Genomic DNA, 24,712 nt, shown 5'->3' with positions numbered 1-24,712 from the left:
AGCGGAACAAGTGTCGGCTATGTCCCCGAACACCCGTCGGTCATGTCCCCGGGCTGAACATCAAGCCGGGCGATGACAGCGTATTGTTGGGCGCGAGATGCGAACCGAATTCGCTGTCGTCCTGGCGAAAGCCAGGACCCATTATCCCAACCGTCAGTTGTTCGCGGCGCTGGGGCTGCGATCGCGTTCACAAGCACGTTCGGTGGTTATGGGTCCTGGCTTTCGCCAGGACGACGCATGAGAACGAACAGCACCCGCCAAGCAAAAAGGCCCCGGACGATGCCGGGGCCTTCCACTCAATTCACGCAACAGCAGATCAATAGCGATAGTGATCGCTCTTGTACGGGCCTTCCTGCTTGACGCCGATGTAGTCGGCCTGGTCCTTGCGCAGCTCGGTCAGCTTGGCGCCGACCTTGGCGAGGTGCAGGCGGGCGACCTTCTCGTCCAGCGTCTTCGGCAGCACGTAGACCTTCTTGTCGTACTTGCCGTTGTTGTGGGCGAACAGCTCGATCTGCGCCAGCGTCTGGTTGGTGAAGGAGGCCGACATCACGAAGGACGGATGGCCCATCGCGTTGCCGAGGTTCACGAGGCGCCCTTCCGACAACAGGATGATGCGGTGCTTGTCGGGGAATTCGATCTCGTCGACCTGCGGCTTGATGTTGTTCCACTTCAGATTACGCAGCGAGGCGATCTGGATCTCGTTGTCGAAGTGGCCGATGTTGCAGACGATGGCGCGATCCTTCATCGCGCGCATGTGCTCGATGGTGATGATGTCCTTGTTGCCGGTGGCGGTGACGAAGATGTCGGCGCGCGGCGCGGCATCCTCCATGGTCACGACCTCGTAGCCTTCCATCATCGCCTGCAGCGCGCAGATCGGATCGACCTCGGAGACCATGACGCGGCAGCCGGCCTGGCGCAGCGAGGCGGCCGAGCCCTTGCCGACGTCGCCGAAGCCGGCGACCATCGCGAGCTTGCCCGACATCATCACGTCGGTGCCGCGGCGGATGCCGTCGACCAGCGACTCGCGGCAGCCGTAGAGGTTGTCGAACTTCGACTTGGTGACGCTGTCGTTGACGTTGATCGCCGGGAACAGCAGCTTGCCTGCCTTTTCCATCTCGTAGAGACGGTGCACGCCCGTGGTGGTTTCTTCCGAGACGCCCTTGATGTTGTTTGCGATCTCGGCGAACCAGCCCTTCGGCTTCTCCTTCAACAGGCGCTTGATCAGCGCGAAGAAGACTTCCTCCTCCTCCGAACCCGGCTTGTCGAGGAAGGCGACGTCGCCCTGCTCGGCGCGCAGGCCGTGATGCACCAGCATGGTGGCATCGCCGCCGTCATCGAGGATCATGTTGGGGGTGCCGCCGCCGTGCCAGTCGAACAGCTTGGCGGTGTAGTCCCAGTACTCGGTCAGCGTCTCGCCCTTGACGGCGAACACCGGAATGCCGGCGGCCGCGATCGCAGCGGCGGCGTGATCCTGGGTCGAATAGATGTTGCAGGAGACCCAGCGGATATCGGCGCCGAGCGCGGCCAGCGTCTCGATCAGCACGGCGGTCTGGATCGTCATGTGCAGCGAGCCGGCGATGCGCGCGCCCTTCAGCGGCTGCTTCGGGCCATACTCCTCGCGGGTCGCCATCAGGCCGGGCATCTCGGTCTCGGCCAGCGAGATCTCCTTGCGGCCGAAATCGGCGAGCGAAATGTCCTTGACGATGTAGTCGGTGAAGCCGGGCTTCGTGGGGGCGTTCATGATGTTTTCCTAATCGGTGAGTCCAGCGTGTCAGTAACAAAGCGAGCCGAACGCGCAGCTGCGCGGCCTTCTCCCTCTCCCCGTTCTTACGGGGAGAGGGTCGGGGTGAGGGGCTCCGTCCGCGCACTGAGCCAGCGGATAGTCCCCTCACCCGCCGCTTCGCGGCGACCTCTCCCCGCAAGCGGGGCGAGGTAAGAGCTTAGAGCGCGCGCTTCAGCGGCTCGACGAGATCGGTCTTCTCCCAGGAGAAGCCGCCTTCATTGTCCGGCGTGCGGCCGAAATGGCCGTAGGCGGAGGTGCGCGCGTAGATCGGGCGGTTGAGGTCGAGATGGGTGCGGATGCCGCGTGGCGTCAGATCCATCGCCTTCGCCGCGGCCTTCTCGAGCTCGTCCTCCGACACCTTGCCGGTGCCGTGGGTGTCGATGTAGATCGACAGCGGACGCGCCACGCCGATCGCGTAGGCGAGCTGCAGCGTGCAGCGGTCGGCGAGACCGGCCGCGACGATGTTCTTGGCGACGTAGCGCGCGGCATAGGCGGCGGAGCGATCGACCTTGGTCGGATCCTTGCCGGAGAACGCGCCGCCGCCATGCGGCGCCGCGCCGCCATAGGTGTCGACGATGATCTTGCGGCCGGTCAGGCCTGAATCGCCGTCGGGACCGCCGATGTAGAACTTGCCGGTCGGGTTGATGTGCCAGATCGTCTTGTCGGTGATCCACTCCTGCGGCAGCGCCTGGCGCACATAGGGCTCGACGATGTCGCGGATCTGCTTCGACGAGATGTCCTCGACGAGATGCTGATGAGAGACCACGATCTCGCGCACGCCGACCGGCTTGCCGTTCTCGTACTGCACCGTGACCTGGCTCTTGGAGTCCGGACCGAGCACCTTCTCGCGGCCGGAGTGACGCGCTTCCGAGATCAGGCGCAGGATCTTGTGGGCGTAGAAGATCGGAGCCGGCATCAGGTCCGGTGTCTCGTTGGTGGCGTAGCCGAACATGATGCCCTGGTCGCCGGCGCCCTCTTCCTTGTTCTCGGGCTGCTGCGCGTCGACGCCCTGCGCGATGTCGGCCGACTGCGGATGCAGCAGGATCTCGATGTCGCAGGTCTTCCAGTGGAAGCCTTCCTGCTCGTAGCCGATGTCCTTGATCGCGGCGCGCACCACGCCCTCGATATGCTCGTTGGTGACCGAGCTCGGGCCACGGGTCTCACCGGCGATCACCACCTTGTTGGTGGTGGCGAGCGTCTCGCAGGCCGCGCGGATCTGCCAGGGATCGATACCCGCCTTCGGACCTTCGCGATAGAACAGGTCGACGATCTCGTCCGAGATGCGATCGCAGACCTTGTCCGGATGGCCCTCGGAAACCGACTCGCTGGTGAACAGATAGGACGCGCGCATCAGTCAAACCTCTTGATAATCGCCATTGCGGCGGTGGTCGTTGTGGTGTCGTGGAATGTCAGTCGCGACGACGCGAGATGACGTAGGATTCGTCGTAGAACCAAAGCCCGTTGTGTTTGCGCAGAACCTCTCTTGTCGCATCGAGGGTCCGCGCGTCAGTCATTTCGGTCAACCGGTCGTCTTCAATCTGGGCGACATACACCGCCGCGTTCCAGGCTGCAAAGGCCGTCGAGGTTCCGATCGAGCCGGTCACCTCATTGGGCAGCGCCTCCATATCATAGCGAAAGATCGAGCGGTTATCCGCGTAGGCATTAAAGTTGAGCTCGCGTCCGGCCGCGCCAAGTTCGTACTTCACGGCGCGCAATATCTCATGGCGGCTGACCGCGAAAGGGTTTTCCCCGGGCCAGACCGCTTGAATGATTTCAAGCCCCGGATCGTGTCCGTGGGAGTGGATTCCTATCAGCCGCCCGCCGCTGCGCAGCGCCCGGGCCAATGGCGCGATGATGCGCTTGGCGCGGAAATTCACCGAGGATTTCGCCCGGTAGGGCTGCGAAGCGATCACAAGATCGAAATTGGCCTCGGTGCGCCCGGCCCGCGGGATGATGCCGTCGAGCAGGAAGCGGTGATCCTCCCGATACAGCACGAGCGCCACCGGCCGTTCGTAGATCGGCATCGCAGTTCGCTGGCTGACATTGGCGCGCCAGTTCTGCTCGAGAAACGGCCCGAGCTCCGCGATCTGGGCCTCGAAGTCGCCGGAGGCGCTGCCCCGCAGCGGCACCTCGTGCCAGACCATGCTGGCGGCCGCGGCATTCGCCCGGGGCGTCAGCCAGGGGGCCTCGGCGTAGTACATGTTGGTGAACACGAAGACGCTGGCCGGATGCTCCACGATGCGGTCCGGCACCTTGTCGAGCGTGAGGCGGATATCCTCCACGCTCAGCTCCTTGCCGGCGACGTAGAACGGCATGTGGGGAAACCGGCCGTGCATTGCCCGCAGCACCCGTGCCAGCACCGTGCCGTCGCCCATGCCGGCGTCGAAAACGCGCAGCGCCGGCGGCCGTGGCTGGATGGCGGACAGTTCCAACGCCACCCGGTCGGCAACCACCCGCTTCTCGCTGCAGGTGTGGACGAACAGCAGATAGCGCTGGCGGTTCTCGAAGAAGCGGAAATTGCCCCGCGGGTCGCGCTTCTCCGGCGGCACCACAAGGCCGCGCGGCGGCGCCACCCCGCCCGGGGTGGAGGCGGCGATGAAGGCGTTGATGCGGTCGAGCGTGTCGATGGTGATGCGCTTGCCCTCGCGCAACCGGTGCACCAGCTTGCCGTCATTGACGGCACGGCGGCCGAACGTCGTCTCCGCCATGTCGGAACGCCGGCAGAAGTCCGTGATCTCGCTGAGGATTTCGTCGTTCTTCATGAGATCGGGGGTGGGAGCACCAAGTGGGACGGGAGTGGGCAGAGCAATAAAGCGATGAGCTCTTACCACCGATTTCCCACCGATTGAACCCCCTTCTGCGCTCCGATCACAAAACATCTATCGGGCGGCTCCGCAGTCGCGCGATTGTCACAAACGCCTGCCTCGGGACGCCCCATGCGCCGCCTGCTTCTGATCCCCGCCCTGCTCGCCGTCGCGCTGTGGGCCGCGCCCTGCCTCGCCCAAACGCGGGCGCAGCTCGGCCCACTCTGCACCACCGAAACCACGCCGGCCGACCAGATGATCGACGCCTGCAACAAGATCATCGCGCTGAAGGTGTTTTCCGGCGAGAAGCTCGCGACCATCTATTTCTGGCGCGCGGTCGGCTGGAACAAGAAGGGTGAATATGCCCGGGTGATCGCCGACGCCACCGAGGCGATCCGGCTCAAGCCCAGCGTCGCCGTCTACAATCTGCGCGGCTCGGCCTATTACGACAAGGGCGAGAACGACATCGCGATCGCCGATTTCAACGACGCGCTGCGGATGGGGCCGCCGAGCGGCATCATCTTCCACAACCGCGGCAACGCCTGGCGCAACAAAGGCGACTACGCCAAGGCGATCGCCGACTACGACGCCGCGATCAAGGCCGGGCCGAAATCGGCGTTCTCCTATCAGAACCGGGGCGGCGCCAAACAGGCGCTCGGCGATCTCGACGGCGCGCTGGCCGACATCAACGAGGCGATCCGCATCGACCCGTCGCTGCCGCAGCCCTTGATCAACCGCGCGGTGATCTGGCGCGCCAAGGGCGATGCCGACCGCGCGATTGCAGACACCACCGAGGCGATCCGGCTGGCCAAGGCGAAGGCGCCGGTCAACATCATGACGCCGCCGGGCAGCGTGCTGATCTCGGCCTACACCCAGCGCGGCCTGACCTATGAGGCGAAGGGCGACGCCGAGCACGCCAAGCAGGATTATGCCGCGGTGCTCGAAGGCCGCGCCTCCGATGCCGGCAGCAAGGCCAACCAGGCCACCGCCAAAGTGCGGCTCTCGCTGCTGCAGGAGGCGGCCGTGCCGCGCAAGGCCGCGAATTCAGCCACCGACGCGACCGCTCCGGCTGCGCCCGCTGCTGAACCTGCGCCGCCGGTGGCACAAGCCAAGGTCGCCGAAGGCAACCGGCGCGTGGCGCTGGTGATCGGCAATGGCAGCTATGCGCATGTCACGGCGCTGCCCAATCCGCCGAACGATGCGCGGGCGATGGCCAAGAGCCTGCGCGAGATCGGCTTCACCGTCGCCGAAGGCCTCGACCTCGACCGCGACGCCATGCAGCGGACGATCCGCGACTTCCTGCGCGAGGCGGCGCGGTCGCAGATCGCGGTGGTGTATTATGCCGGGCACGGCGTGCAGGTCGACGGCCGCAACTACCTCGTGCCTGTCGATATCGAGTTCAAGGCCGGCGGCCGCATGACCGACGCGATGGTCGACATGGACACCATCACGGCCGGCCTCGACGACCAGATCCGCACCAACATCCTGATCCTCGATGCCTGCCGCAATAACCCGATGGCGCCGCAGCTGGCGTCGGCGGGCACCAGCCGTGCGATCGAGGGCGGACCCGTCGGCCTCGCCGCGCCGACCTCGCTCGGCTCCGGTTCGACACTCGGCGCCGGCACGCTGATCGCGTTCGCGACTGCGCCGGGCCAGGTCGCGCTCGACGGCGAAGGCGCCAACAGCCCGTTCTCGGCGGCGCTGTCGCGCCACATCGGCACGCCCGGGCTCGAAGTGCAGCAGATGCTGACCCGCGTCCGCGCCGAGGTGGTCGCCGCGACCAAGGGCAAGCAGGTGCCGTGGTCGAATTCCTCGCTGCTCGGCGAGGTCTTTCTGGCGGAGAAGTGACGCACGTCTTTCCCCGTCATTGCGAGCGAAGCGAGGCAATCCATCGCTCCGCACACGCGGACAAATGGATTGCTTCGTCGCTTCAGCGCAAAATTGCTATGCAATTTTGTCGCGAGCTCCTCGCAATGACGGCAGAGTGAGTTCTACTTCCCCCACACCTCGCCGGCGATCTCGACCGCCAGCCGCAGCTTGGCCCACTGCTCTTCCTCGGAGAGGATGTTGCCCTCTTCGGTCGAGGCAAAGCCGCATTGCGGCGACAGCGCGAGCTGCTCGAGCGGGGCGAACTTCGCCGCCTCCTCCAGCCGCCGCTTGATGTCGTCCCTCTTCTCGAGCTCGCCGAACTTCGAGGTGATGACGCCGACCACCACGACCTTGTTGCCCTTCGGCAGGAAGCGCAACGGCTCGAAGCCGCCGGCACGGTCGGAATCATATTCGAGGAAGTAGCCGTCGTAATTGGTGCCGGCCAGCATGGTCTCGGCCACCGGCTCGTAGCCGCCGGAGGAGATCCAGGTCGAGCGGAAATTGCCGCGGCAGACATGGGTCGTGATCACCATGTCGGACGGCCGTTCGGCGATCGCGTAGTTGATGATGCGGGCATAGATCTCCTGCAAGCCGTCGGGATTGTCGCCCCGCTCGCGCGACTTCTGCAGTTCCTCCTGCGAACACAGATAGGCCCACACGGTGTCGTCGAACTGCAGATAGCGGCAGCCGGCGTCATAGAACGCCCTCACCGCCTTGCGATAGGTCTTGCCGAGGTCCTGATAGAATTCCTCGAGGTCGGGATAGACCTCCTTCGAGATCAACTTGCGGCCGCCGCGGAAGTGCAGCACCGCGGGCGACGGGATCGTCATCTTCGGCGTGACATGGGCCTGGTCGGCGCACTTCTTCAGGAAGCGGAAGTGATCGAGCATCGGGTGCCGGTCGGAGAAGTCGAGCTTGCCGATCACCCTGATGGCGTCGTGCCGGGTCTGCACGCCCGCGAACTGGATGCCCATGTCGGGATGGAACAGCTCGCAGCCGGTGAGATGGCTGAGGAAATCGAAATGCCACCAGGAGCGCCGGAACTCGCCGTCGGTCGCAAGCTTCAGCCCGAGCGAGGCCTGCTTGTGCACGACCTTCTCGATCTCCATGTCCTCGACCTTGCGCAGTTCGTCGGCCGAGATCTCGCCCTTCTCCAGCTTCGCGCGGGCCTCCTTGATCTTCGGCGGGCGCAACAGGCTGCCGACCTCGTCGGCGCGGAACGGAGGCTTGGTTCGCTGCATGGTCAACTCCCGGACGTTTCTGATGTTCTAATTTGCTTTGGCCCCGGAGACGCCGAGATGGCGCTCGAGGACGGACGGATCGGCCTTCAGCGCGCTGCTCGCCGCGTCGTGCACGATCGTGCCGCGCTCCAATATCACAACGCGGTCGGCGAGCCCTAGAATCTTCTGCGCATGCTGCTCGACGATAACGGAGCAGATGCCGCCGGCACGCGTGATGGTTCCGATCGCCTTCAGCAATTCCTCGACGATGATCGGCGCCAGCCCCTCGGTCGGCTCGTCCAGCAGCAGCACTTTCGGATTCAAGGTCAGCGCACGACCGATCGCCAGCATCTGCTGCTCGCCGCCGGACAGCTGGTTACCGAAATTGCCGCGACGTTCCTTCAGCCGTGGAAACATCTCGTAGACCCGCTCGACCGTCCACGGCCCGGGCTGCGCCACCGCGGTCATGTTCTCTTCCACCGTCAGCGAGCGGAAGATGTTGCGCTCCTGCGGCACCCAGCCGATTCCGGCGCGGGCGCGCTGGTCCGGCCGCAGCGCGGTGATGTCGAGGCCTGCGAGCGACAGGGTGCCGCCGAACCTCCGCGTGATCCCGACGATCGAATTGATCAACGTGGTCTTGCCGGTGCCGTTGCGCCCGAGCAGCGCCAGCACCTGCCCTTCGGCGAGGGCCAGCGACATATCGGGCAGCACCACGGCCTCACCATAGCCGGCGCGCAGGCCCTTGATCGCGAGCAGATCAGGCATGGGCGGCCTCCCCGAGATAGACCGCCTTGACCTGCGGATCGCGCGCGACCTCGTCGGGCGCGCCCTCGGTGAGCAGCCCGCCATTGACCAGCACCGAGATGCGGTCGGCAAAGGAGAACACGAGGTCCATGTCGTGCTCGATCAGCAGCACCGTGACATCGCGCGGCAGCGCCGCGACCGCGGCGAGGATGTCGTGGCGCTCGCTCTCCGGCACGCCGGCGGCCGGCTCGTCGAGCAGCAGCACCCGCGGCTTGGCGGCGATCGCGACCGCGATCTCGAGCAGCCGCTGCTTGCCATAGGGCAGCGTCGAGGTGAGTTCGGTCATGACGTCGAGCAGATGGAAGCGCGACAGGATCTCGGCGATCTCGGCGTTGACGTCGTCGCGCGTCCCCATCCGCCGCCACCAGTCGCCGCCGCGGCCCATCCGCTCGGAGACGGCAAGGCCGATGGTCTCGAGCGGGGTCAGCTCGGCATAGAGCTGGTTGATCTGGAAGGTGCGCGACAGGCCGCGCAGCACCCGCTTGTGCACGGCAAGGTCGGTGATGTCGCTGCCTTCGAGCAGGATGCGGCCGCCGTTCGGCTTCAGCACGCCGGTGAGCTGGTTGATGACGGTGGTCTTGCCGGCGCCGTTCGGCCCGATCAGCGCATGGCGGGCGCCCTGCGCCACCTTGAGCGACAGATCGCGGGTGACGCGCAGCCCGCCGAACGACTTTTCGAGATTGCGGGTCTCCAGCGCGATCGTCATGGCGCGTCCCTCTCGGGCACGGCAACGACCGCCTTGCGGCCGGCGAACTGGCGGATGACGAGGTTCGGCACGAACAGCACCCAGCGGTGGATGCGCTCGCGGCCGACCAGCACCATCACCACCAGCACGAGGCCGATCCAGAACAGCCAATATTGCGGGGTGATGCTCTGAAACAGCTCCTGCAGCATCTTGAACACGACCGCGCCGATCAGCCCGCCATAGAGATAACCGGTGCCGCCGATCACAAGCACCAGCATCAGGTCGGCAGAGCGTTCGAAGGAAAACACGTCGAGCGAAGCCAGCGCCGTGGTCTGGGTGAACAGCGCGCCGGCGATCCCTGCATAGAACGCGGCGAGCGTGTAGATCGCGATCAGGCGGCGGTTGACCGGCATGCCGATCGCCGCCGCGCGCAGCGGATTGTTCCTGATCGCGCGCAGCGACAGACCGAACGGCGAATGCACCACGCGGCGGGCCAACAAGAAGAGGATGAACAGCACGATCAGCGAATAGAACAACCCGGTCTTGCCGAACATGTCGAAGGCGAACAGCCCGAGGATCGGCTGCATTTCGATGCCCTGCAGGCCGTCGGTGCCGCCCGTGATGTTGGAGAAGCGCTCGGCCAGCGCCTCCAGCAGCAGCGCGATGCCGAGCGTCACCATCAGACGCGTCAGGTCGACGCCGCGGATGACGAGGAAGCTGGTCAGGAAGCCGAGCACCGCCGCGACCAAACCGGCAACGACGAGCGCGATGACCGGCTCATTGATGATGCCGTGCAGCGCCAGCAGGCCTGCCGAATAGGCGCCGACGCCGAAGAACGCGGCATGGCCGAGCGAGACGATGCCGGCATAACCGAGGATCAGATCGAGCGACAGCGCGAACAGCGCGAGCCGCACGATGTCGGTCATGATCAGATAGCGCGACGGGAACAGGAAGGCGCAGGCCAGCGCCAGCACCCAGAAGGCGATCTCGCCGGGCCGCCAGCGCGCGCTGGCCATTGCGTGGGTCGAAACGTCCGACAGCGCGGTCATGGCCGGCTCACCGCGCCGCGGTGCGGCCGAACAGGCCGTTCGGACGCCACAGCAGGATCACGATCATCACGGTGTAGATCACGAACGGACCCATCTTCGGCACGTAATATTTGCCGGCGACATCGGCGATGCCGAGCAGCAGCGAGGCCAGGAAAGGCCCGGTGATCGAGGACGAACCGCCGACCGTGACGACGATGAGGAAGTAGATCATGAACTTCAGCGGGAAATACGGATCGAGCCCGAGGATCTCCGCGCTCAGCGCGCCGCCGAGGCCGGCGAGCCCGCAACCGAATGCGAATGTGAAGGCGAACACCTGCGGCACGTTGATGCCGAGCCCGATCGCCGCGCGCGGATCGTCGACCGCGGCGCGCAGGCGGCTGCCGAACCGGGTCTTGGCCAAAATCAGTTGCAGCGCCAGCGTCAGCAGGCCGCAGATCACCACGATCATCAGCCGATAGCGGCCGATGCCGACGCCGAACAAATCGAGCTGCCCTTCCAGCGCCGCCGGCAGCTTGATGAAGATCCGCGACGATCCCATGATGTAGTCGACCGCCGCGACCGACATGAAGACGAGCCCGATCGAGAACAGCACCTGGTCGAGATGGCTGCGGGTATAGAGATGGCGGTACAGCGTGCGCTCCAGCACGATGCCGATCGCGGCGCTGGCGACGAACGCGAGCGGCAGCGCGGCGAAGAACGGCCAGCCGGAATTGTTGACCAGCACCGCGCAGATGTAGCCGCCGGCCATCGCGAAGGCGCCGTGCGCGAGGTTGACGAAGTTCATCAGCCCGAGCGTCACGGCAAGCCCGCAGGCCAGCACGAACAGCAGCATGCCGTAGGCGACGCCGTCGAACAGGTTGGTGAGGACAGAGGCCATGAGGAGCCAGACAAACCTGATAGTGACTCGTCATTCCGGGGCAGTGCGACAGCGCTGAACGCGGAATCCTTTTCAGCGATTTCGATATCCCCCGACGCGCAATTGCGCATCGGGGGTGGCGTTCTTTCGCGTCACTTCTTGGTCTTGCCGGAATCCTTGACGGCCTCGAAGGTCGCGAACTCGACGTTGTAGAGCTCGCCGTCGACCTTCTCGACCTTGCGAATGTAGATGTTCTGCACGATGTCGCGGGTTTCCGGGTCGATCGAGATCGGGCCGCGCGGGCTCTCCCACTTCATGCCCTTCATCGCCTCGATCAGCTTGTCGCCGTTGGTATCGCCACCCGTCTTCTTCAGCGCCTCGTAGATCAGGTGGATGCCGTCATAGCCGCTGACCGCCATGAAGCCGGGACGGTTGCCGAACGCCTTCTTGTAGGCGGCGACGAAATCCTTGTTCATCGCGGACGGATGCGCCGCCGAATAGAGATGCGCGGTGACCGCGCCGAGCGCGGCATCGCCCATGTTGTTGAGCAGGTCGTCATCCATGACGTCGCCCGGCCCGATCACCTTGATGCCGCTCTTGTCGAGCCCGCGTTCGGCATACTGCTTCATGAAGTTGCCGCCCTGCCCGGCCGGCACGAACACGAACATCGCGTCGGGCTTGGCATCCTTCATGCGCTGCAGGAACGGCGCGAAGTCCGGATTGGCGAGCGGCACCTTGACCTCTTCGACGACCTCGCCGCCGCCGGCGGTGAAGTGCTGCTTGAAGAAGGTCAGCGCGTCATTGCCCGGCGCATAGTCGGAGGTCAGCGTCGCCACCTTCTTGATGCCGTTCTTGATCGCCCAGTCGCCGATGATCGTGGAGGACTGCGCCAGCGTGAAGCTGGTGCGCACGATATAGGGCGAGCGCTCGGTGATGATCGAGGTGCCGGCGGCCATCACCACTTCCGGAATCTTGGCCTGCGTCGCCAGCGGCGCCGCGGCGAGCGCGGCCGGCGTCACGCCGAAGCCGGCGATGAAATTGACCTTGTCGTTGACGATCAGCTCCTGGGCGAGACGCTTGGTGTTGTCGGGCACCGCCGCGTCATCCTTCAGGATGACCTCGATTTTCTTGCCGGCGACGGTGTCGCCCTTCTGTTGCATGTAGAGCTTGATGGCGTTGTCGATCTGCTTGCCGGTCGAGGCCTGACCGCCGGTCATCGGCAGGATCAGTCCGATCTTCACGCTGTCCTGCGCGTGCGCCGGCATGGCGCAGAGCCCGGCGACCGAGACCGTGGTCGCGGCCCACAGCAACATATTGCGACGATTGTACATCAGCGTCCCTCTCCCCCTTCCAAGGCGAACCGAGTCCCCGGCCCTTGCCTCACGTTACCCCATCTTGTTTGCGGCCAGGCCGCAAGGCGACATGGCGTCGTCCGCAGCCCCATTGTCAATCGGACGATGGACGAGTGCCGCGGCCGGCGCGCGCGATCCGGCCAGCATTTCCTTGGTATCAAATTACCGGTACCGATCTGCAAGCGCGACGGCACCCGAGACAAGGAAACCTCGCGTGGCCAAAGGCTTCGCAGGTCGGAATTGACCATCGCGTGATTTGTACGATTGTACAAACGAAATGGCGATGTCAACAAACAAGCGCAATTGCATTCGAACGGTCGTGCCCTAAATCCATCATCCTTAAAGATTAGGGATCTATCGTTCTCCGATGCTGATGCGTACCCGCCATATCCCCGTCGTGACCGTCCTGGTGCTCGCATCCTGCGCACTGGGCGGATGCGGCACGGTCAATGAAAAGCTCTCGGCCGGCATGGCCGACTACATTCCGACCTGGGCGGGTGGCCTGCCCTCGGACGCACCGCCACGACAGGGCACGCCGGAATACGATGCCTTCATGAAGGAGCGCGAGCGCAAGCGGCAGCTGCCTGCCGCGGAGCGCGGCGACGATGCCAACGCAGCACCCGCCGCGACCTCGCCGGCCCCCGCGCGCTAACGCTTTCTTTGTTCGCGCGCTAATCCACGAACACCACGGTCTTGCGGCCGTTGAGGATGACGCGGTCGGCGAGATGGTAGCGGATCGCCCGCGCCAGCACGCGCCGCTCGATGTCGCGGCCCTTGCGCACGAGATCCTCGGGAGTGTCGCGATGGCTGATGCGCTCGACGTCCTGGTCGATGATCGGGCCCTCGTCGAGATCGCTGGTGACGTAATGCGCAGTGGCGCCGATCAGCTTGACGCCGCGCTCATGCGCCTGGTGATAGGGCTTGGCGCCCTTGAAGCCCGGCAGGAACGAGTGATGGATGTTGATGCAGCGGCCGCTCAGCCGCGCCGACATCTCGTCCGAGAGGATCTGCATGTAGCGCGCCAGCACCACGAGATCGGTGCCGGTGTCCTGGACCAGCTTCCACACCGCGTCTTCCTGCTGGCGCTTGGTCTCCTTCGTCACCGGCAGATAATGGAACGGGATGTCGCCGAAATCGAGCGCGCCATAGCTCTCGCGCGGATGGTTGGAGACGATGGCGGTCGGGATCATCTCGAGCTCGCCGGTGCGCCAGCGGTAGAGGATATCGACCAGGCAGTGATCGGACTTCGACACCAGCAGCATCACACGGCGGCGGGCCGCGCGGTCGCGCATCTGCCAGTCCATCGCGAAGCGCTCGGCGATCGCGGCAAAGCCGGTCTGCAGCGCCGCCAGCTCGACCGCGAGGTCGGCCGCGGTGAACACCACACGCATGAAGAACTTGCCGGTCTCGATGTCGTCGAACTGCTGGGCGTCGAGGATGTTCTGCCCGTTATGGGCGAGGAAGGTCGAGACCGCCGAGACGATCCCCGGGCGATCCGGACAGGACAGGGTGAGGACGAATTGGCGATCGGGCATGCAGATTGACCAGCATTTGAGCAGATGCGCGGAGCGGCGAATTTTCGGCCCCCGTCTAACACCGCCCGCGCCCTTGCGCCAATCCCCGCCGCAGGGTTCAAATCGAACCAATGACGACAATGTTTGTTAGAGCACCATCATGGCTGACCGGCTGAACGGCTACCGCATCCTGATCCTCGAAACCCGCGAGGAGGCGCAGTTCTCCCGCCTGCTCACCGAGCAGGGCGCGGACGTGCTGCAATGCCCGATGTTCACCATCCACGACGCGCCCGATCCGGCGCCGATCGAGGCCTGGATCCGCCGCGCCATCGACCGGCCGCTCGACGATCTCGTGCTGATGACCGGCGAGGGCCTGCGCCGCCTGATGAAGGTGGTGCGCCGGATCGGGGTCGAGGCCGAGTTCGTCGGCAGCCTCGCCAAGGCGCGCAAATTCGCCCGCGGCCCGAAGCCCGGACGCGCGCTGCGCGAGATCGGCCTGGAGCCGCAGATGACGACGGAGAAGCCGACCTCGGAGGGTGTCGCCGAGATGCTGGGAAAGCTCGACCTGAGCGGCCATCGCCTCGGCCTGCAGCTCTATCCCGACAAGGACCACGCGACACTGATCGGCGCGATCAAGGCACAGGGTGCCGAGGTCGATCCCGTGCTGCCATACGTCTATGACGCGCAGGCCGCGGACGCCAACATCGTCACCGCGATCACGGAGATGGCGCAGGGCCGCATCGATGCGATCGCGCTGACGAGCTCGGGGCAGGTCCGCCGCCTGATGGACGTGGCCAAGGCGCATGGTTGCGAGGCGCAGTTGCGCGAGGGGTTGGAGCGGACGCCGATCGCGTCCGTCGGGCCCGTGGTGTCGGATGAATTGAAAGCCGTTGGCCTGCGCACCGACATTTATCCGGCGAACGATGCGTTCTTCATGAAGCCGCTGATCTCGGCGATGGCAACCGAGCTGGCGAAGAAGCCGCCGCGGGTGGCGGCGAGATAGCCGTAACCGGTATAGCGAGCTGTGTAGTAACTTCGTAGCCCGGGATATCCGGGGAGCCTCTCCCGCATATCGCTTCGCTCATGCGGGCTACAAATCCCTGAGGGCGCGGAGAGTGCCGCGGCCTACTCCGCGGCCTGCTTGGTCTCGCTGAGAAACGCCTGATACGCACGCTTGATACCGTCCTCGAGCGAGGTCGTCGCGCGCCAGCCGAGTTTGGCGAGGCGGCTGACGTCGAGCAGCTTGCGCGGCGTGCCGTCGGGCCGCGAGGTGTCGAAACCGATCTCGCCGCGATAGCCGACGGCTGCCGCCACCACGCGGGCGAATTCGGCGATCGTGATGTCCTCGCCGGTACCGATGTTGACCAGTTCGGGCGAGGAATAGGTCTTCATCAGATGGATGCAGGCGTCGGCGAGATCGTCGACATAGAGGAATTCGCGCCGCGGCGTGCCGGTGCCCCAGACCACGACGCTGCTGGCGCCCGACAGCTTGGCCTCGTGGAAGCGGCGGATCAGCGCGGCGACGACGTGGCTGTATTCGGGATGATAATTATCGCCGGGACCGTAGAGATTGGTCGGCATCACGCTGATGAAATCGGAGCCGTACTGGCTGCGATAGGCTTCCGCCATCTTGATGCCGGCGATCTTGGCGATCGCATAGGGCTCGTTGGTCGGCTCCAGCGGGCCGGTCAGCATCGAATCCTCGCGCAGCGGCTGCGGTGCCAGCCGCGGATAGATGCAGGACGAGCCGAAGAACATCAGCTTCTCGCAGCCATTGGCGTGCGAGGCCTGGATCACGTTGGTCGCGATCGCGAGATTGTCGTAGAGGAATTCGGCGCGCAGCGTGTTGTTGGCGACGATGCCGCCCACCTTGGCGGCGGCGAGGAATACCGCCTGCGGCTTCTTCGCGGCGAACCAGGCATCGACCGCGGCCTGGTTGCGCAGATCGACCTCACCGCGCGAGATCGTCAGCAGAGTCGCGCCTTCGCCGGCCAGCCGGCGCATCAGCGCCGAGCCGACCATGCCGCGATGGCCGGCGACGAAGACCGTCTTGCCCTTCAGTTCAAACGGAGCGTTTGCCATTGGCGGCGTCCTGTCTGGCATCGGCGAGATCGCCGGCGACCATTTCCTTCACCAGCTGCGCGAACGGGGTCTTCGGCTTCCAGCCGAGCTTGGCGCGCGCCTTGCTGGCGTCGCCGATCAGCAGATCGACCTCGGTCGGGCGGAAATAGGTCGGATCGATGCGAACCAGGGTCTTGCCGGATGCCTTGTCGATGCCGGTCTCGTCGACACCCGTGCCGCGCCATTCGACGTTTCGGCCGACTTCGGCGAACGCCAGTTCGACGAACTCGCGCACGGAGCGGGTCTCGCCGGTCGACAGCACGAAGTCGTCGGGGCTATCTGCCTGCAGGATCATGTGCATGCCCTCGACGTAGTCGCGGGCATGACCCCAGTCGCGCTTGGCCTCGAGATTGCCGAGATAGATGGTGCTCTCGAGGCCGACCTCGATGCGGGCGACGCCGCGCGTGATCTTGCGCGTCACGAAGGTTTCGCCGCGGATCGGGCTCTCGTGGTTGAACAGGATGCCGTTGCTGGCGAACATGCCGTAGGCTTCGCGGTAGTTCACCGTGATCCAGTAGCCGTACAGCTTGGCGACGCCATAGGGCGAGCGCGGGTAGAACGGCGTGGTCTCCTTCTGCGGCACTTCCTGCACCAGGCCGTAAAGTTCCGAGGTCGAGGCCTGGTAGAACCGCGTCTCCTTTTCCATGCCGAGGATGCGGATCGCCTCCAGCAGGCGCAGCACGCCGATGGCGTCGGCATTGGCGGTGTATTCCGGGCTCTCGAAGCTGACCGCGACGTGGCTCTGCGCGGCAAGGTTGTAGACCTCGGTCGGCCGGATCTGCTGCATCAGGCGGATCAGATTGGTCGAATCGGTCATGTCACCGTAGTGCATCAGGAACGGCACATTGCCGACATGCGGGTCCTGATAGAGGTGGTCGACGCGCGCGGTGTTGAACGAGGACGACCGGCGCTTGATGCCATGCACGGTGTAGCCGAGGCCGAGCAGATATTCGGCGAGATATGCGCCGTCCTGCCCGGTCACACCGGTGATCAGCGCAACGCGCCGCTTCGATTCCTGAACTGCCATATCTTCTCCAGAGCGCGAAATATGCGCGGGGGCCCGATCGGGTCGGGCCGGTCTGTAGCATCCGACCCGGCGCAAGTCTAATGCCTGGACGGGCCGAATCGGGCCTCAAAGCCCCGTAAAATGGCCCCGGAACAACCGGGGAACGTCATTCGCCGTAATGGCGCAGCCGTTCCAGGTCGATGATGGTCACCCCGCCATATTCCAGCCGGAGCAGCCCCTCCCGTTCCAGCCGTTTCAGGCACTGGTTGGCGTTCTGCCGGGAGATCCCGGACAGCGCCCCGATCTCCTCCTGGGTGATCTCCAGGTGTCGCGTCAGGTCCGGATAGAGGATCGGATTGAACAGCGAGGCGATCGAGCGGGCCAGCCGCGCGGTCGCATCCAGCGTGCGGCCGTATTCGAGCAGCGCGATGAACTGGCCGAGCCGCTCGTTGAGCTGGCCGACCAGGAAGCGGTTGAAGCCGACGCTGTTCTCGAACAGCCAGACGAAGGTCCGGCGGTCCATCATCGCCAGGCGGGTGTCGCGCAGCGCCACCACGTCGTAGCGCCGCGGCTCGTTCTTGAGCACGGTGCCCTCGCCGAACCACGCGCCGGCGGTGAGGCCGGCGAAGCTCGCGGCCTTGCCGCCGCGCGAGACGATGCCCATCCGCGCAAGGCCGGTGACGATGCCGGTCCAGTACTGGAAATTGTCGCCGCGCGCGAAGATGAATTCGTTGGCACGGTAGGATTTCTCGGAGACGCCGGCGCGCGCGATCTCGATTTCCTGCTCGGTCAATTCGCGCGACCAGGCCGCGATGCGCTTCAGGTAATCAGCAGCGATCATTCTAGCGACGGCACCCCACCCCAAAGCACGTTCAAAGCCTGTTCAGCCCAGTCTATTCAGCACAGTATATTGCGCCGCAACAACGTCGCGGCGCTGGTCAGGAACCCCGACGCCTGGAATGCCAGATGGAAATCCCTGACCAGAAAATTCCTGACCAATTGTCCGGCACATGACAATTCAGCCTATCGCTTTCCCGTATGGAGAGCCACCTCGCGTAACGCCGCGCGCTCCCCGATGGATCGCCAGTGGCAGTTGATGCGAGGTTGGGACAGGTGGGTGCGGCGTTACCGCGCATGATGTCGGAGAACGCGAGCGCAGCTCGGACACCCGGCATCAGTCGGATGGTCACCCCACAGCGGCCCATGTAAGATCGAATTTAAGATCGAGCTCGACAACGAGTTCGAGCTTTCGAACAGAAGATGAAGAGCGCACCAAGCGCCTTACTCCGGAGGGAACAGGGTGGCTTACAGTCTTGAGGTGCGCGGAGTCTCATTGCGATTCGGTGGCGTTCGCGCACTGACCGATGTGAGCTTCGGCGTCAACGAGGGCGAGCTGTTCTCCATCATCGGCCCGAATGGCGCCGGCAAGACTTCGATCGTCAACTGCATCTCCGGCCGCTACCGGCCGACCGAAGGCCAGCTGTTCTGGCAGGGCAAGGATATCACCGGCCTCAATCCGAATGCGCGGCCCGCGCTCGGCATCGGCCGCACCTTCCAGAACCTCGCGCTGTTTCACCATATGAGCGTGCTCGACAACATCATGGTCGGCCGCCATCACCTCCTGAAGAACAACTTCCTCACCGGATCGCTGTACTGGCTGACCGGCGCGCGCCGCGAGGAGCTCGAGCACCGCCGCAAGGTCGAGGAGATCATCGACTTCCTCGACCTGCAGTCGGTGCGCAAGGCGACCGCCGGCACTCTCCCTTATGGTCTGCGCAAACGCGTCGAGCTCGCCCGCGCGATGGCGCTGGAGCCGCGGCTGATCCTGCTCGACGAGCCGATGGCCGGCATGAACTTCGAAGAGAAGGAAGACATGGCGCGCTACATCGTCGATCTCAACGAGGAGTTCGGCATGACGGTGATGATGATCGAGCACGACATGGGCGTCGTGATGGACATCTCCCACCGCGTCATGGTGCTGGATTTCGGCCGCAAGATCGCCGAGGGCGATCCGGCGACCGTGCTCGCCGATCCGCACGTCAAGCGCGCCTATCTCGGCGAAGAGGATGAAACGCTGGTCGATCCCGACGACAAGGCGTCGGTGCGGGAGAGCGCGGCATGATGGACTATGCCGGTCGCGCCGCGCAGGCCGACACCTTCCCCAAGATGCTGCGCCTCAATGCGAAAGAGCACGGCGGCGAGATCGCGCTGCGCGAAAAGGATCTCGGGCTGTGGCGCGAATTCACCTGGAACGACTACCAGACCCGCACCCATGACTTCGCGCTCGGCATGGTCGCGCTCGGGCTCGGCCGCGGCGACGTGATCGGCATCATCGGCGACAACCGGCCGGACTGGGTCGCCGCCGAGATCGCGGCCCACGCCATCGGCGGAATGAGCCTCGGCCTCTACCGCGACGTGCTGGACGAGGAAGCCGCCTATCTCCTCAACTATGGCGAGGCCAGGCTGGTGTTCGCCGAGGACGAGGAGCAGGTCGACAAGCTGCTCGGCCTCGCCGACCGCGTGCCGCACCTCAAGCACATCGTCTATTCCGACCCGCGCGGCATGCGGAAGTATGACGATCCGCGGCTGATGGAGGCGAGCAAGCTGGTCGCCATGGGCCGCGAGCGCGCCGCGCGCGAGCCGGGCCTCTACGACAGGCTGGTCGACGCCACCCAGGGCGAGGACGTCGCGATCCTCTGCACGACGTCGGGCACCACGGCCAATCCGAAGCTCGCGATGCTCGCGGCGGGACGCGTGCTGCGGCACTGCGCGACGTATCTGTCTTTCGATCCCAAGGGACCGGACGACGAATACGTCTCGGTGCTGCCGTTGCCCTGGATCATGGAACAGGTCTACGCCCTCGGCAAAGGGCTGCTCTGCCGGATGAAGGTCAACTTCGTCGAAGAGCCCGACACCATGATGCACGACTTCCGCGAGATCGCGCCGACCTTCGTGCTGTTCGCGCCGAGGGTCTGGGAATCGATCGCCGCCGACGTCCGCGCCGGCGTGATGGATGCCTCCCCGTTCAAGCAGCGCCTCTACGATCTCGGCATGAAGACCGGCCTTGCCGCGCTCGCCGAGGGCAAGCGCTCGATGTTCGCCGACAAGCTGCTGTTCCGCGCGCTGCGCGACCGGCTCGGCTTCACCCGCCTGCGCTCGGCGGCGACCGGCGGCGCCGCGCTGGGGCCGGAGACCTTCAAGTTCTTCCAGGCGATGGGCGTGCCGCTGCGCACGCTCTACGGCCAGACCGAACTGCTCGGCGCCTACACGCTGCATCCCGAAGGCAAGGTCGACCCCGACACGACCGGCGTCCCGATGGACCACACCATCGAGATCCGGGTCGACAATCCCGACGTCAACGGCGTCGGCGAGATCGTGGTGCGCCACCCCAACATGTTCCTCGGCTACTACAAGAACCCCGAGGCCTCGGTCGCCGACATCAAGGACGGCTGGATGTATTCGGGCGACGCCGGCTACTACAACGACAACAAGCAGCTGGTCGTGATCGACCGCATCAAGGATCTCGCCGAGACCTCGCGCGGCGACCGCTTCTCGCCGCAATATATCGAGAACAAGCTGAAGTTCTCGCCCTACGTCGCCGAAGCCGTCGTGCTCGGCGCCGGCCGCGAGGCGCTCGCGGCGATGATCTGCATCCGCTACTCGATCATCTCGAAATGGGCGGAGAAGAACCGGCTCTCGTTCACCACCTACACCGACCTCTCCTCGCGCCCCGAGGTCTATGCGCTGCTGAAGAAAGAGGTCGAGACCGTCAACGCCACGCTGCCGCCGGCGCAGCGCATCTCGCGCTTCCTGTTGCTGTACAAGGAGCTCGACGCCGACGACGGCGAACTAACGCGCACCAGAAAAGTCCGCCGCGGCGTCATCAACGAGAAATACGCCGATATCATCGATGCAATCTACCGCGGCAAGGCCAACATCCCCGTCGACACCGTGATCCGCTTCCAGGACGGCACCACACAGCGCGTCCGCACCACGCTGCAGGTGGTCGATCTCGGCCGCGCGGTGACCGCGGAGGCCGCGGAATGATGTGCCAGCAGGACGCGATGCGCGTTAGTGCGCCCTCTCCCCTTGTGGGAGAGGGCAGCGCCGCCGGTCGACACAATCTCGCTCGGGTGAGGGGTCCTCTCTCCACGATCCCGATGCGGAGACAACCCCTCACCCGGCTTCGCTTCGCGAAGCCACCCTCTCCCACAAGGGGCGAGGGTGCTGCTGCCGTCGGGAGCTACCTCACCCCATGAACACCCAGTTCCTGATCCAGCTCATCGTCAACGGCCTCGTGGTCGGCACGCTCTATGGCGTGGTCGCGATGTCGTTCGTGCTGATCTACAAGGCGACGCAGGTGGTCAATTTCGCGCAGGGCGAACTGCTGCTGGTCGGCGCCTGGGTGTGCTGGGCGCTGCTGACCAAGTGGCAGCTGCCGTTCTGGATCGGCATGCCGATCACGCTGGTGTTCATGTTCATCTTCGGCATCGCGATCCAGGTCATCATCCTGCGGCCGATGATCGGCGAGCCGATCATTTCGGTCATCATGGTGACGATCGGCCTGTCCACCGTGTTCCAGGCGGCGCTGAAGTGGATCTTCGGCGTCAACCCGCAGCCGTTCCCGCGCGTGTTCCAGAGCCAGTCGGTCAGCCTGTTCGGGCTGCAGATCCAGACCGTCTATGTCATGAGCCTCGTGGTCTCTCTCGCCATGATGGTCGGCATGGCCTGGTTCTTCCGCGCCTCCAAATATGGCCTCGCGATGCGCGCCACCGCCTTCAACCAGCAGGTCGCGCAGTCGCTCGGCATCTCCGTCAAGAGCGTGTTCGCGATGGCCTGGGCGATCTCGGCCACCGTCTCGGCGGTCGCCGGCGTCGTGGTCGCGGTGGTCAACGGCGTGTCGTCCGGCCTCTCCGCCTACGGCATCAAGGTGTTTCCGGCGGCGATCCTCGGCGGCCTCGACTCGGTCGGCGGCGCGGTGCTCGGCGGCATCATCATCGGGCTGCTGGAGAACGTCGCGCAATATGTCGACAGCGAATATCTGCACTGGGGCAATCTTTACGAGATCGCGCCGTTCTACGTCTTGATCATCATCCTGATGATCAAGCCTTACGGCCTGTTCGGCACCAAGGACATTGAGCGGGTCTGATCATGGCAACAACCACCCTGATTCCGTCGGGCGATTTCCGCACCAGCTATGCGGCCGACACCACGATCTTCCCGACGGCGACCAGCCGCAACTTTGCGATCGCCGGCATTGCACTGGCCTGCTTCGCGCCGATGCTGCTGAGCAATTATCTGCTGTCGATCGCGATCCAGATCGGCATCTTCGCGATCGCCGCGCTCGGCCTGAACGTGCTGGTCGGCTTTACCGGCCAGATCTCGATCGGCCATGCCGCGTTCTTCCTGTTCGGCGCCTTTACTTCAGCCTACATTTCCAACAACGCGCCGATCCCGGTGTTCTTCGCCATCCCGCTCGCCGGCGTGATCACCGCGCTGGTCGGCCTGATCTTCGGCGTGCCGGCGGCGCGGCTGAAGGGACTCTACCTCGTCATCGCCACGCTCGCCGCGCAGTACATCCTGCTCGACTTCTTTTCGCGCGCCGAATGGTTCTCCGGCGGCTCGGTGCCGGCGAGCGCCAATCCGTTCTCGATCTTCGGCTATACGTTGCGCGGCGATAAGCAGTATTTCTACGTCGTGCTGGCCTACATGGTGGTCAGCTATCTGCTCGTCACCAATTTGATGCGCACGCGCGACGGCCGCGCGCTGGTCGCGATCCGCGACCATTACCTCTCCGCCGAGATCATGGGCATCAACCTCACCAAGTACCGCACGCTGTCGTTCGGGCTGGCCGCGTTCTTCGCCGGCATCGCCGGCGCGCTCTACGCGCATTACCAGCTGGTGGTCTCGCAGGAAGGCTTCGGCATCGAGCGCTCAGTGCTGTTCCTCGCCATGGTGATCATCGGCGGCACCGGCTCAGTGATGGGCACGCTGATGGGTACCGCCTTCGTGGTGCTGCTGCCGGAATCGATGGAATGGCTGAGCGCGTGGCTGAAGGGCGGCGCGATCGACAAGGCGCTGCAGCTCAACAACAACATCACCTTCCTGCGCGAGATCGCGATCGGCCTGATCATCATCGGCTTCCTGATGTTCGAGCCTGACGGCCTCGCGCATCGCTGGCGGCAGATCAAGGCCTATTGGAAACTCTACCCGTTCTCGCATTGAGGCAGGCGCGGGATATTACGCACAAGATCGTTCAACGAATAACAGGAGGAAACAACAATGACGATTAGATCCCTTTTGAGCTCGGTCTCGCTGGCGCTGCTGATCGGCAGCGCCGCCACCGCCGCACAGGCCCAGATCGCGATCGGCCATCTGCAGGACCTCTCGGGCGGCACGTCCGACGTCGGTACGCCCTACGGCCAGGGCGTCGCCGACACCTTCGCCTGGGTCAACAAGAACGGCGGCGTCGGCGGCAAGCAGCTCCATGTCGACAGCAACGACTACGGCTACCAGGTGCCGCGCGCGATCGCGCTGTACAAGAAGTGGTCGGCCCCCGACGGCAAGGTCGCCGCGATCATGGGCTGGGGCACCGCTGACACCGAGGCGCTGACCGGCTTCCTCGCCCAGGACAAGATCCCCGACATCTCCGGCTCCTACGCCGCAGCACTGACCGATCCGGAAGGCACCAGCGGCAAGGCCAAGCCCGCGCCGTATAACTTCTTCTACGGCCCGAGCTATTCGGACTCGATGCGCGCGATGCTGACCTGGGCGGCGGAGGACTGGAAGGCCAAGGGCAAGTCCGGCAGCCCGAAATTCGTCCATATGGGCGCCAACCACCCCTACCCCAACGCGCCGAAGGCCGCCGGTGAGGCGCTTGCGAAGGAGCTCGGCTTCGAGGTGCTGCCGCCGCTGGTGTTCGCTCTGTCGCCCGGCGACTACTCGGCGCAGTGCCTGAGCCTGAAGAGCTCCGGCGCCAACTACGCCTATCTCGGCAACACCGCGGCTTCCAACATCTCGGTGCTGAAGGCCTGCAAAGCCGCCGGCGTCGACGTCCAGTTCCTCGGCAACGTCTGGGGCATGGACGAGAACGCCGCCAAGACCGCGGGCGATGCCGCAGACGGCGTGATCTTCCCGCTGCGCACCGCGGTTGCCTGGGGCGGCAACGCGCCCGGCATGAAGACGGTGATGGAAATCTCCAAGATGTCCGACCCGTCCGGCAAGGTGTATCGCCCGGTGCATTACATCGCAGCGGTGTGCAGCGCGCTGTACCTGAAGGAAGCACTCGACTGGGCCGCCAAGAACGGCGGCGCCACCGGCGAGAACGTTGCCAAGGGCTTCTACCAGAAGAAGGACTGGGTGCCGGCCGGCATGGAAGGCGTCTGCAATCCCTCGACCTGGACCGAGAAGGATCACCGCCCGACGATGAAGGTCGACCTCTATCGCTCGAAGGTCTCGGGCGCGACCGACGGCGACATCAATGACCTGATGAGCAAGGGCACGATCAAGCTCGACAAGGTGAAGACGGTCGAGCTGCCGCGCAAGCCGGAATGGTTCGGCTGGTGAGGTAAGAGGTCGCAGAAGAAGCAGAAGCTGTCGCCGGGCCTCGGCCCGGCGACGGATGATGGACAAGCGCCGGCGGTATGTGT

Annotated in this window: 21 protein-coding genes; 8 read left to right on the top strand and 13 right to left on the bottom strand. The window is 65.0% G+C overall.

The annotated features are described in order from the left end of the window. Positions 1-316: 316 nt before the first annotated feature. From ahcY to JQ633_RS32800, 3 genes are all read right to left on the bottom strand, one after another. Complete coding sequence (gene ahcY, locus JQ633_RS32810) at positions 317-1,741, bottom strand: adenosylhomocysteinase (RefSeq protein ID WP_211989961.1); 1,425 nt, start codon at positions 1,739-1,741, stop codon at positions 317-319. Positions 1,742-1,940: 199 nt separating this feature from the next. After that, the gene (gene metK, locus JQ633_RS32805; RefSeq protein ID WP_211989960.1) at positions 1,941-3,134 is read right to left on the bottom strand and encodes a methionine adenosyltransferase; all 1,194 of its coding nucleotides are present in this window, start codon (positions 3,132-3,134) and stop codon (positions 1,941-1,943) included. Between the two features lie 58 nt (positions 3,135-3,192). After that, a complete protein-coding gene (locus JQ633_RS32800) occupies positions 3,193-4,545 on the bottom strand; it encodes a hypothetical protein (RefSeq protein WP_211989959.1) in 1,353 nt (450 codons plus the stop codon). Positions 4,546-4,719: 174 nt separating this feature from the next. On the opposite strand from JQ633_RS32800, the gene JQ633_RS32795 reads away from it, so the two are divergent. Beyond that, the gene (locus tag JQ633_RS32795) at positions 4,720-6,435 is read left to right on the top strand and encodes a caspase family protein (RefSeq protein WP_211989958.1); all 1,716 of its coding nucleotides are present in this window, start codon (positions 4,720-4,722) and stop codon (positions 6,433-6,435) included. A gap of 143 nt (positions 6,436-6,578) precedes the next feature. Here the strand turns inward: JQ633_RS32795 and JQ633_RS32790 are convergent, their stop codons facing one another. From JQ633_RS32790 to JQ633_RS32765, 6 genes are all read right to left on the bottom strand, one after another. Then, positions 6,579-7,697 carry a cobalamin-independent methionine synthase II family protein gene (locus tag JQ633_RS32790; protein ID WP_211989957.1) on the bottom strand — a complete coding sequence of 373 codons (1,119 nt, stop codon included), beginning with the start codon at positions 7,695-7,697 and terminating at the stop codon, positions 6,579-6,581. Between the two features lie 27 nt (positions 7,698-7,724). After that, positions 7,725-8,441 (bottom strand): ABC transporter ATP-binding protein, encoded by a 717-nt coding sequence (locus tag JQ633_RS32785; protein ID WP_211989956.1) that lies wholly within the window; start codon positions 8,439-8,441, stop codon positions 7,725-7,727. Beyond that, entirely contained in the window at positions 8,434-9,186 is a 753-nt protein-coding gene (locus JQ633_RS32780; protein ID WP_211989955.1) for an ABC transporter ATP-binding protein, read from the bottom strand. Before JQ633_RS32780 ends, JQ633_RS32785 begins: the two co-directional genes overlap by 8 nt. Further along, positions 9,183-10,214: a branched-chain amino acid ABC transporter permease gene (locus JQ633_RS32775; RefSeq protein ID WP_211989954.1), complete on the bottom strand. Its 1,032-nt coding sequence runs from the start codon at positions 10,212-10,214 to the stop codon at positions 9,183-9,185. The genes JQ633_RS32780 and JQ633_RS32775 overlap by 4 nt, the downstream gene beginning before the upstream one ends. A 7-nt stretch (positions 10,215-10,221) precedes the next feature. After that, positions 10,222-11,091 carry a branched-chain amino acid ABC transporter permease gene (locus JQ633_RS32770; RefSeq protein WP_211989953.1) on the bottom strand — a complete coding sequence of 290 codons (870 nt, stop codon included), beginning with the start codon at positions 11,089-11,091 and terminating at the stop codon, positions 10,222-10,224. Positions 11,092-11,222: 131 nt separating this feature from the next. Next, a complete protein-coding gene (locus JQ633_RS32765) occupies positions 11,223-12,383 on the bottom strand; it encodes an ABC transporter substrate-binding protein (protein WP_249159830.1) in 1,161 nt (386 codons plus the stop codon). Between the two features lie 406 nt (positions 12,384-12,789). Between JQ633_RS32765 and JQ633_RS32760 the strand changes: the two genes are divergently transcribed. Further along, complete coding sequence (locus JQ633_RS32760; RefSeq protein ID WP_433995715.1) at positions 12,790-13,074, top strand: hypothetical protein; 285 nt, start codon at positions 12,790-12,792, stop codon at positions 13,072-13,074. 19 nt (positions 13,075-13,093) lie between these two features. On the opposite strand, the gene purU is transcribed toward JQ633_RS32760, so the two are convergent. After that, positions 13,094-13,957 (bottom strand): formyltetrahydrofolate deformylase, encoded by an 864-nt coding sequence (gene purU, locus JQ633_RS32755; protein WP_211989951.1) that lies wholly within the window; start codon positions 13,955-13,957, stop codon positions 13,094-13,096. 139 nt (positions 13,958-14,096) lie between these two features. Between purU and JQ633_RS32750 the strand changes: the two genes are divergently transcribed. After that, on the top strand, positions 14,097-14,939 hold the full coding sequence (locus tag JQ633_RS32750) for a uroporphyrinogen-III synthase (RefSeq protein WP_211989950.1): 843 nt from the start codon (positions 14,097-14,099) through the stop codon (positions 14,937-14,939). 122 nt (positions 14,940-15,061) lie between these two features. On the opposite strand, the gene fcl is transcribed toward JQ633_RS32750, so the two are convergent. The 3 genes from fcl to JQ633_RS32735 all read right to left on the bottom strand — a co-directional run bounded on the left by fcl (position 15,062) and on the right by JQ633_RS32735 (position 17,904). Continuing rightward, the gene (fcl, locus tag JQ633_RS32745) at positions 15,062-16,018 is read right to left on the bottom strand and encodes a GDP-L-fucose synthase (RefSeq protein ID WP_283812847.1); all 957 of its coding nucleotides are present in this window, start codon (positions 16,016-16,018) and stop codon (positions 15,062-15,064) included. After that, on the bottom strand, positions 15,999-17,084 hold the full coding sequence (gene gmd, locus JQ633_RS32740) for a GDP-mannose 4,6-dehydratase (RefSeq protein ID WP_211989949.1): 1,086 nt from the start codon (positions 17,082-17,084) through the stop codon (positions 15,999-16,001). Before gmd ends, fcl begins: the two co-directional genes overlap by 20 nt. 145 nt (positions 17,085-17,229) lie before the next feature. After that, positions 17,230-17,904, bottom strand: coding sequence for a Crp/Fnr family transcriptional regulator (locus JQ633_RS32735; RefSeq protein WP_211989948.1), 675 nt, complete (start codon positions 17,902-17,904; stop codon positions 17,230-17,232). A gap of 459 nt (positions 17,905-18,363) precedes the next feature. Here JQ633_RS32735 and JQ633_RS32730 point away from each other — a divergent pair, with 459 nt between their 5' ends. The 5 genes from JQ633_RS32730 (at position 18,364) to JQ633_RS32710 (ending at position 24,629) form a co-directional block, all read left to right on the top strand. After that, entirely contained in the window at positions 18,364-19,185 is an 822-nt protein-coding gene (locus tag JQ633_RS32730) for an ABC transporter ATP-binding protein (protein ID WP_211989947.1), read from the top strand. Beyond that, positions 19,182-21,110, top strand: a complete 1,929-nt coding sequence (locus JQ633_RS32725; protein WP_211989946.1) for a long-chain fatty acid--CoA ligase — start codon at positions 19,182-19,184, stop codon at positions 21,108-21,110. The genes JQ633_RS32730 and JQ633_RS32725 overlap by 4 nt, the downstream gene beginning before the upstream one ends. 208 nt (positions 21,111-21,318) lie before the next feature. Beyond that, entirely contained in the window at positions 21,319-22,212 is an 894-nt protein-coding gene (locus JQ633_RS32720) for a branched-chain amino acid ABC transporter permease (RefSeq protein ID WP_211989945.1), read from the top strand. 2 nt (positions 22,213-22,214) lie between these two features. After that, positions 22,215-23,288, top strand: coding sequence for a branched-chain amino acid ABC transporter permease (locus JQ633_RS32715; RefSeq protein WP_211989944.1), 1,074 nt, complete (start codon positions 22,215-22,217; stop codon positions 23,286-23,288). Positions 23,289-23,345: 57 nt separating this feature from the next. Beyond that, entirely contained in the window at positions 23,346-24,629 is a 1,284-nt protein-coding gene (locus JQ633_RS32710) for an ABC transporter substrate-binding protein (RefSeq protein ID WP_211989943.1), read from the top strand. The last annotated feature ends 83 nt before the right edge of the window (positions 24,630-24,712 follow it).

It is taken from the genome of Bradyrhizobium tropiciagri (assembly GCF_018130505.1).
In the GTDB taxonomy this organism is placed as follows: domain Bacteria; phylum Pseudomonadota; class Alphaproteobacteria; order Rhizobiales; family Xanthobacteraceae; genus Bradyrhizobium; species Bradyrhizobium tropiciagri_B.
Note: the sequence above shows the minus strand (reverse complement) of the source record. Positions and strands in the feature narration are given on the sequence as shown.

Bases quoted from the DNA above. Each gene is read 5' to 3' on its own strand.
- JQ633_RS32735 (WP_211989948.1), bottom strand. From the start codon at position 17,904: ATGATCGCTGCTGATTACCTGAAGCGCATCGCGGCCTGGTCGCGCGAA.
- JQ633_RS32775 (WP_211989954.1), bottom strand. From the start codon at position 10,214: ATGACCGCGCTGTCGGACGTTTCGACCCACGCAATGGCCAGCGCGCGC.
- JQ633_RS32715 (WP_211989944.1), top strand. From the start codon at position 22,215: ATGGCAACAACCACCCTGATTCCGTCGGGCGATTTCCGCACCAGCTAT.
- JQ633_RS32770 (WP_211989953.1), bottom strand. From the start codon at position 11,091: ATGGCCTCTGTCCTCACCAACCTGTTCGACGGCGTCGCCTACGGCATG.
- JQ633_RS32795 (WP_211989958.1), top strand. From the start codon at position 4,720: ATGCGCCGCCTGCTTCTGATCCCCGCCCTGCTCGCCGTCGCGCTGTGG.
- JQ633_RS32765 (WP_249159830.1), bottom strand. From the start codon at position 12,383: ATGTTGCTGTGGGCCGCGACCACGGTCTCGGTCGCCGGGCTCTGCGCC.
- purU (WP_211989951.1), bottom strand. From the start codon at position 13,957: ATGCCCGATCGCCAATTCGTCCTCACCCTGTCCTGTCCGGATCGCCCG.
- JQ633_RS32760 (WP_433995715.1), top strand. From the start codon at position 12,790: ATGCTGATGCGTACCCGCCATATCCCCGTCGTGACCGTCCTGGTGCTC.
- JQ633_RS32710 (WP_211989943.1), top strand. From the start codon at position 23,346: ATGACGATTAGATCCCTTTTGAGCTCGGTCTCGCTGGCGCTGCTGATC.
- ahcY (WP_211989961.1), bottom strand. From the start codon at position 1,741: ATGAACGCCCCCACGAAGCCCGGCTTCACCGACTACATCGTCAAGGAC.
- JQ633_RS32790 (WP_211989957.1), bottom strand. From the start codon at position 7,697: ATGCAGCGAACCAAGCCTCCGTTCCGCGCCGACGAGGTCGGCAGCCTG.
- JQ633_RS32785 (WP_211989956.1), bottom strand. From the start codon at position 8,441: ATGCCTGATCTGCTCGCGATCAAGGGCCTGCGCGCCGGCTATGGTGAG.
- gmd (WP_211989949.1), bottom strand. From the start codon at position 17,084: ATGGCAGTTCAGGAATCGAAGCGGCGCGTTGCGCTGATCACCGGTGTG.
- fcl (WP_283812847.1), bottom strand. From the start codon at position 16,018: ATGGCAAACGCTCCGTTTGAACTGAAGGGCAAGACGGTCTTCGTCGCC.
- metK (WP_211989960.1), bottom strand. From the start codon at position 3,134: ATGCGCGCGTCCTATCTGTTCACCAGCGAGTCGGTTTCCGAGGGCCAT.
- JQ633_RS32750 (WP_211989950.1), top strand. From the start codon at position 14,097: ATGGCTGACCGGCTGAACGGCTACCGCATCCTGATCCTCGAAACCCGC.
- JQ633_RS32800 (WP_211989959.1), bottom strand. From the start codon at position 4,545: ATGAAGAACGACGAAATCCTCAGCGAGATCACGGACTTCTGCCGGCGT.
- JQ633_RS32725 (WP_211989946.1), top strand. From the start codon at position 19,182: ATGATGGACTATGCCGGTCGCGCCGCGCAGGCCGACACCTTCCCCAAG.
- JQ633_RS32720 (WP_211989945.1), top strand. From the start codon at position 21,319: ATGAACACCCAGTTCCTGATCCAGCTCATCGTCAACGGCCTCGTGGTC.
- JQ633_RS32780 (WP_211989955.1), bottom strand. From the start codon at position 9,186: ATGACGATCGCGCTGGAGACCCGCAATCTCGAAAAGTCGTTCGGCGGG.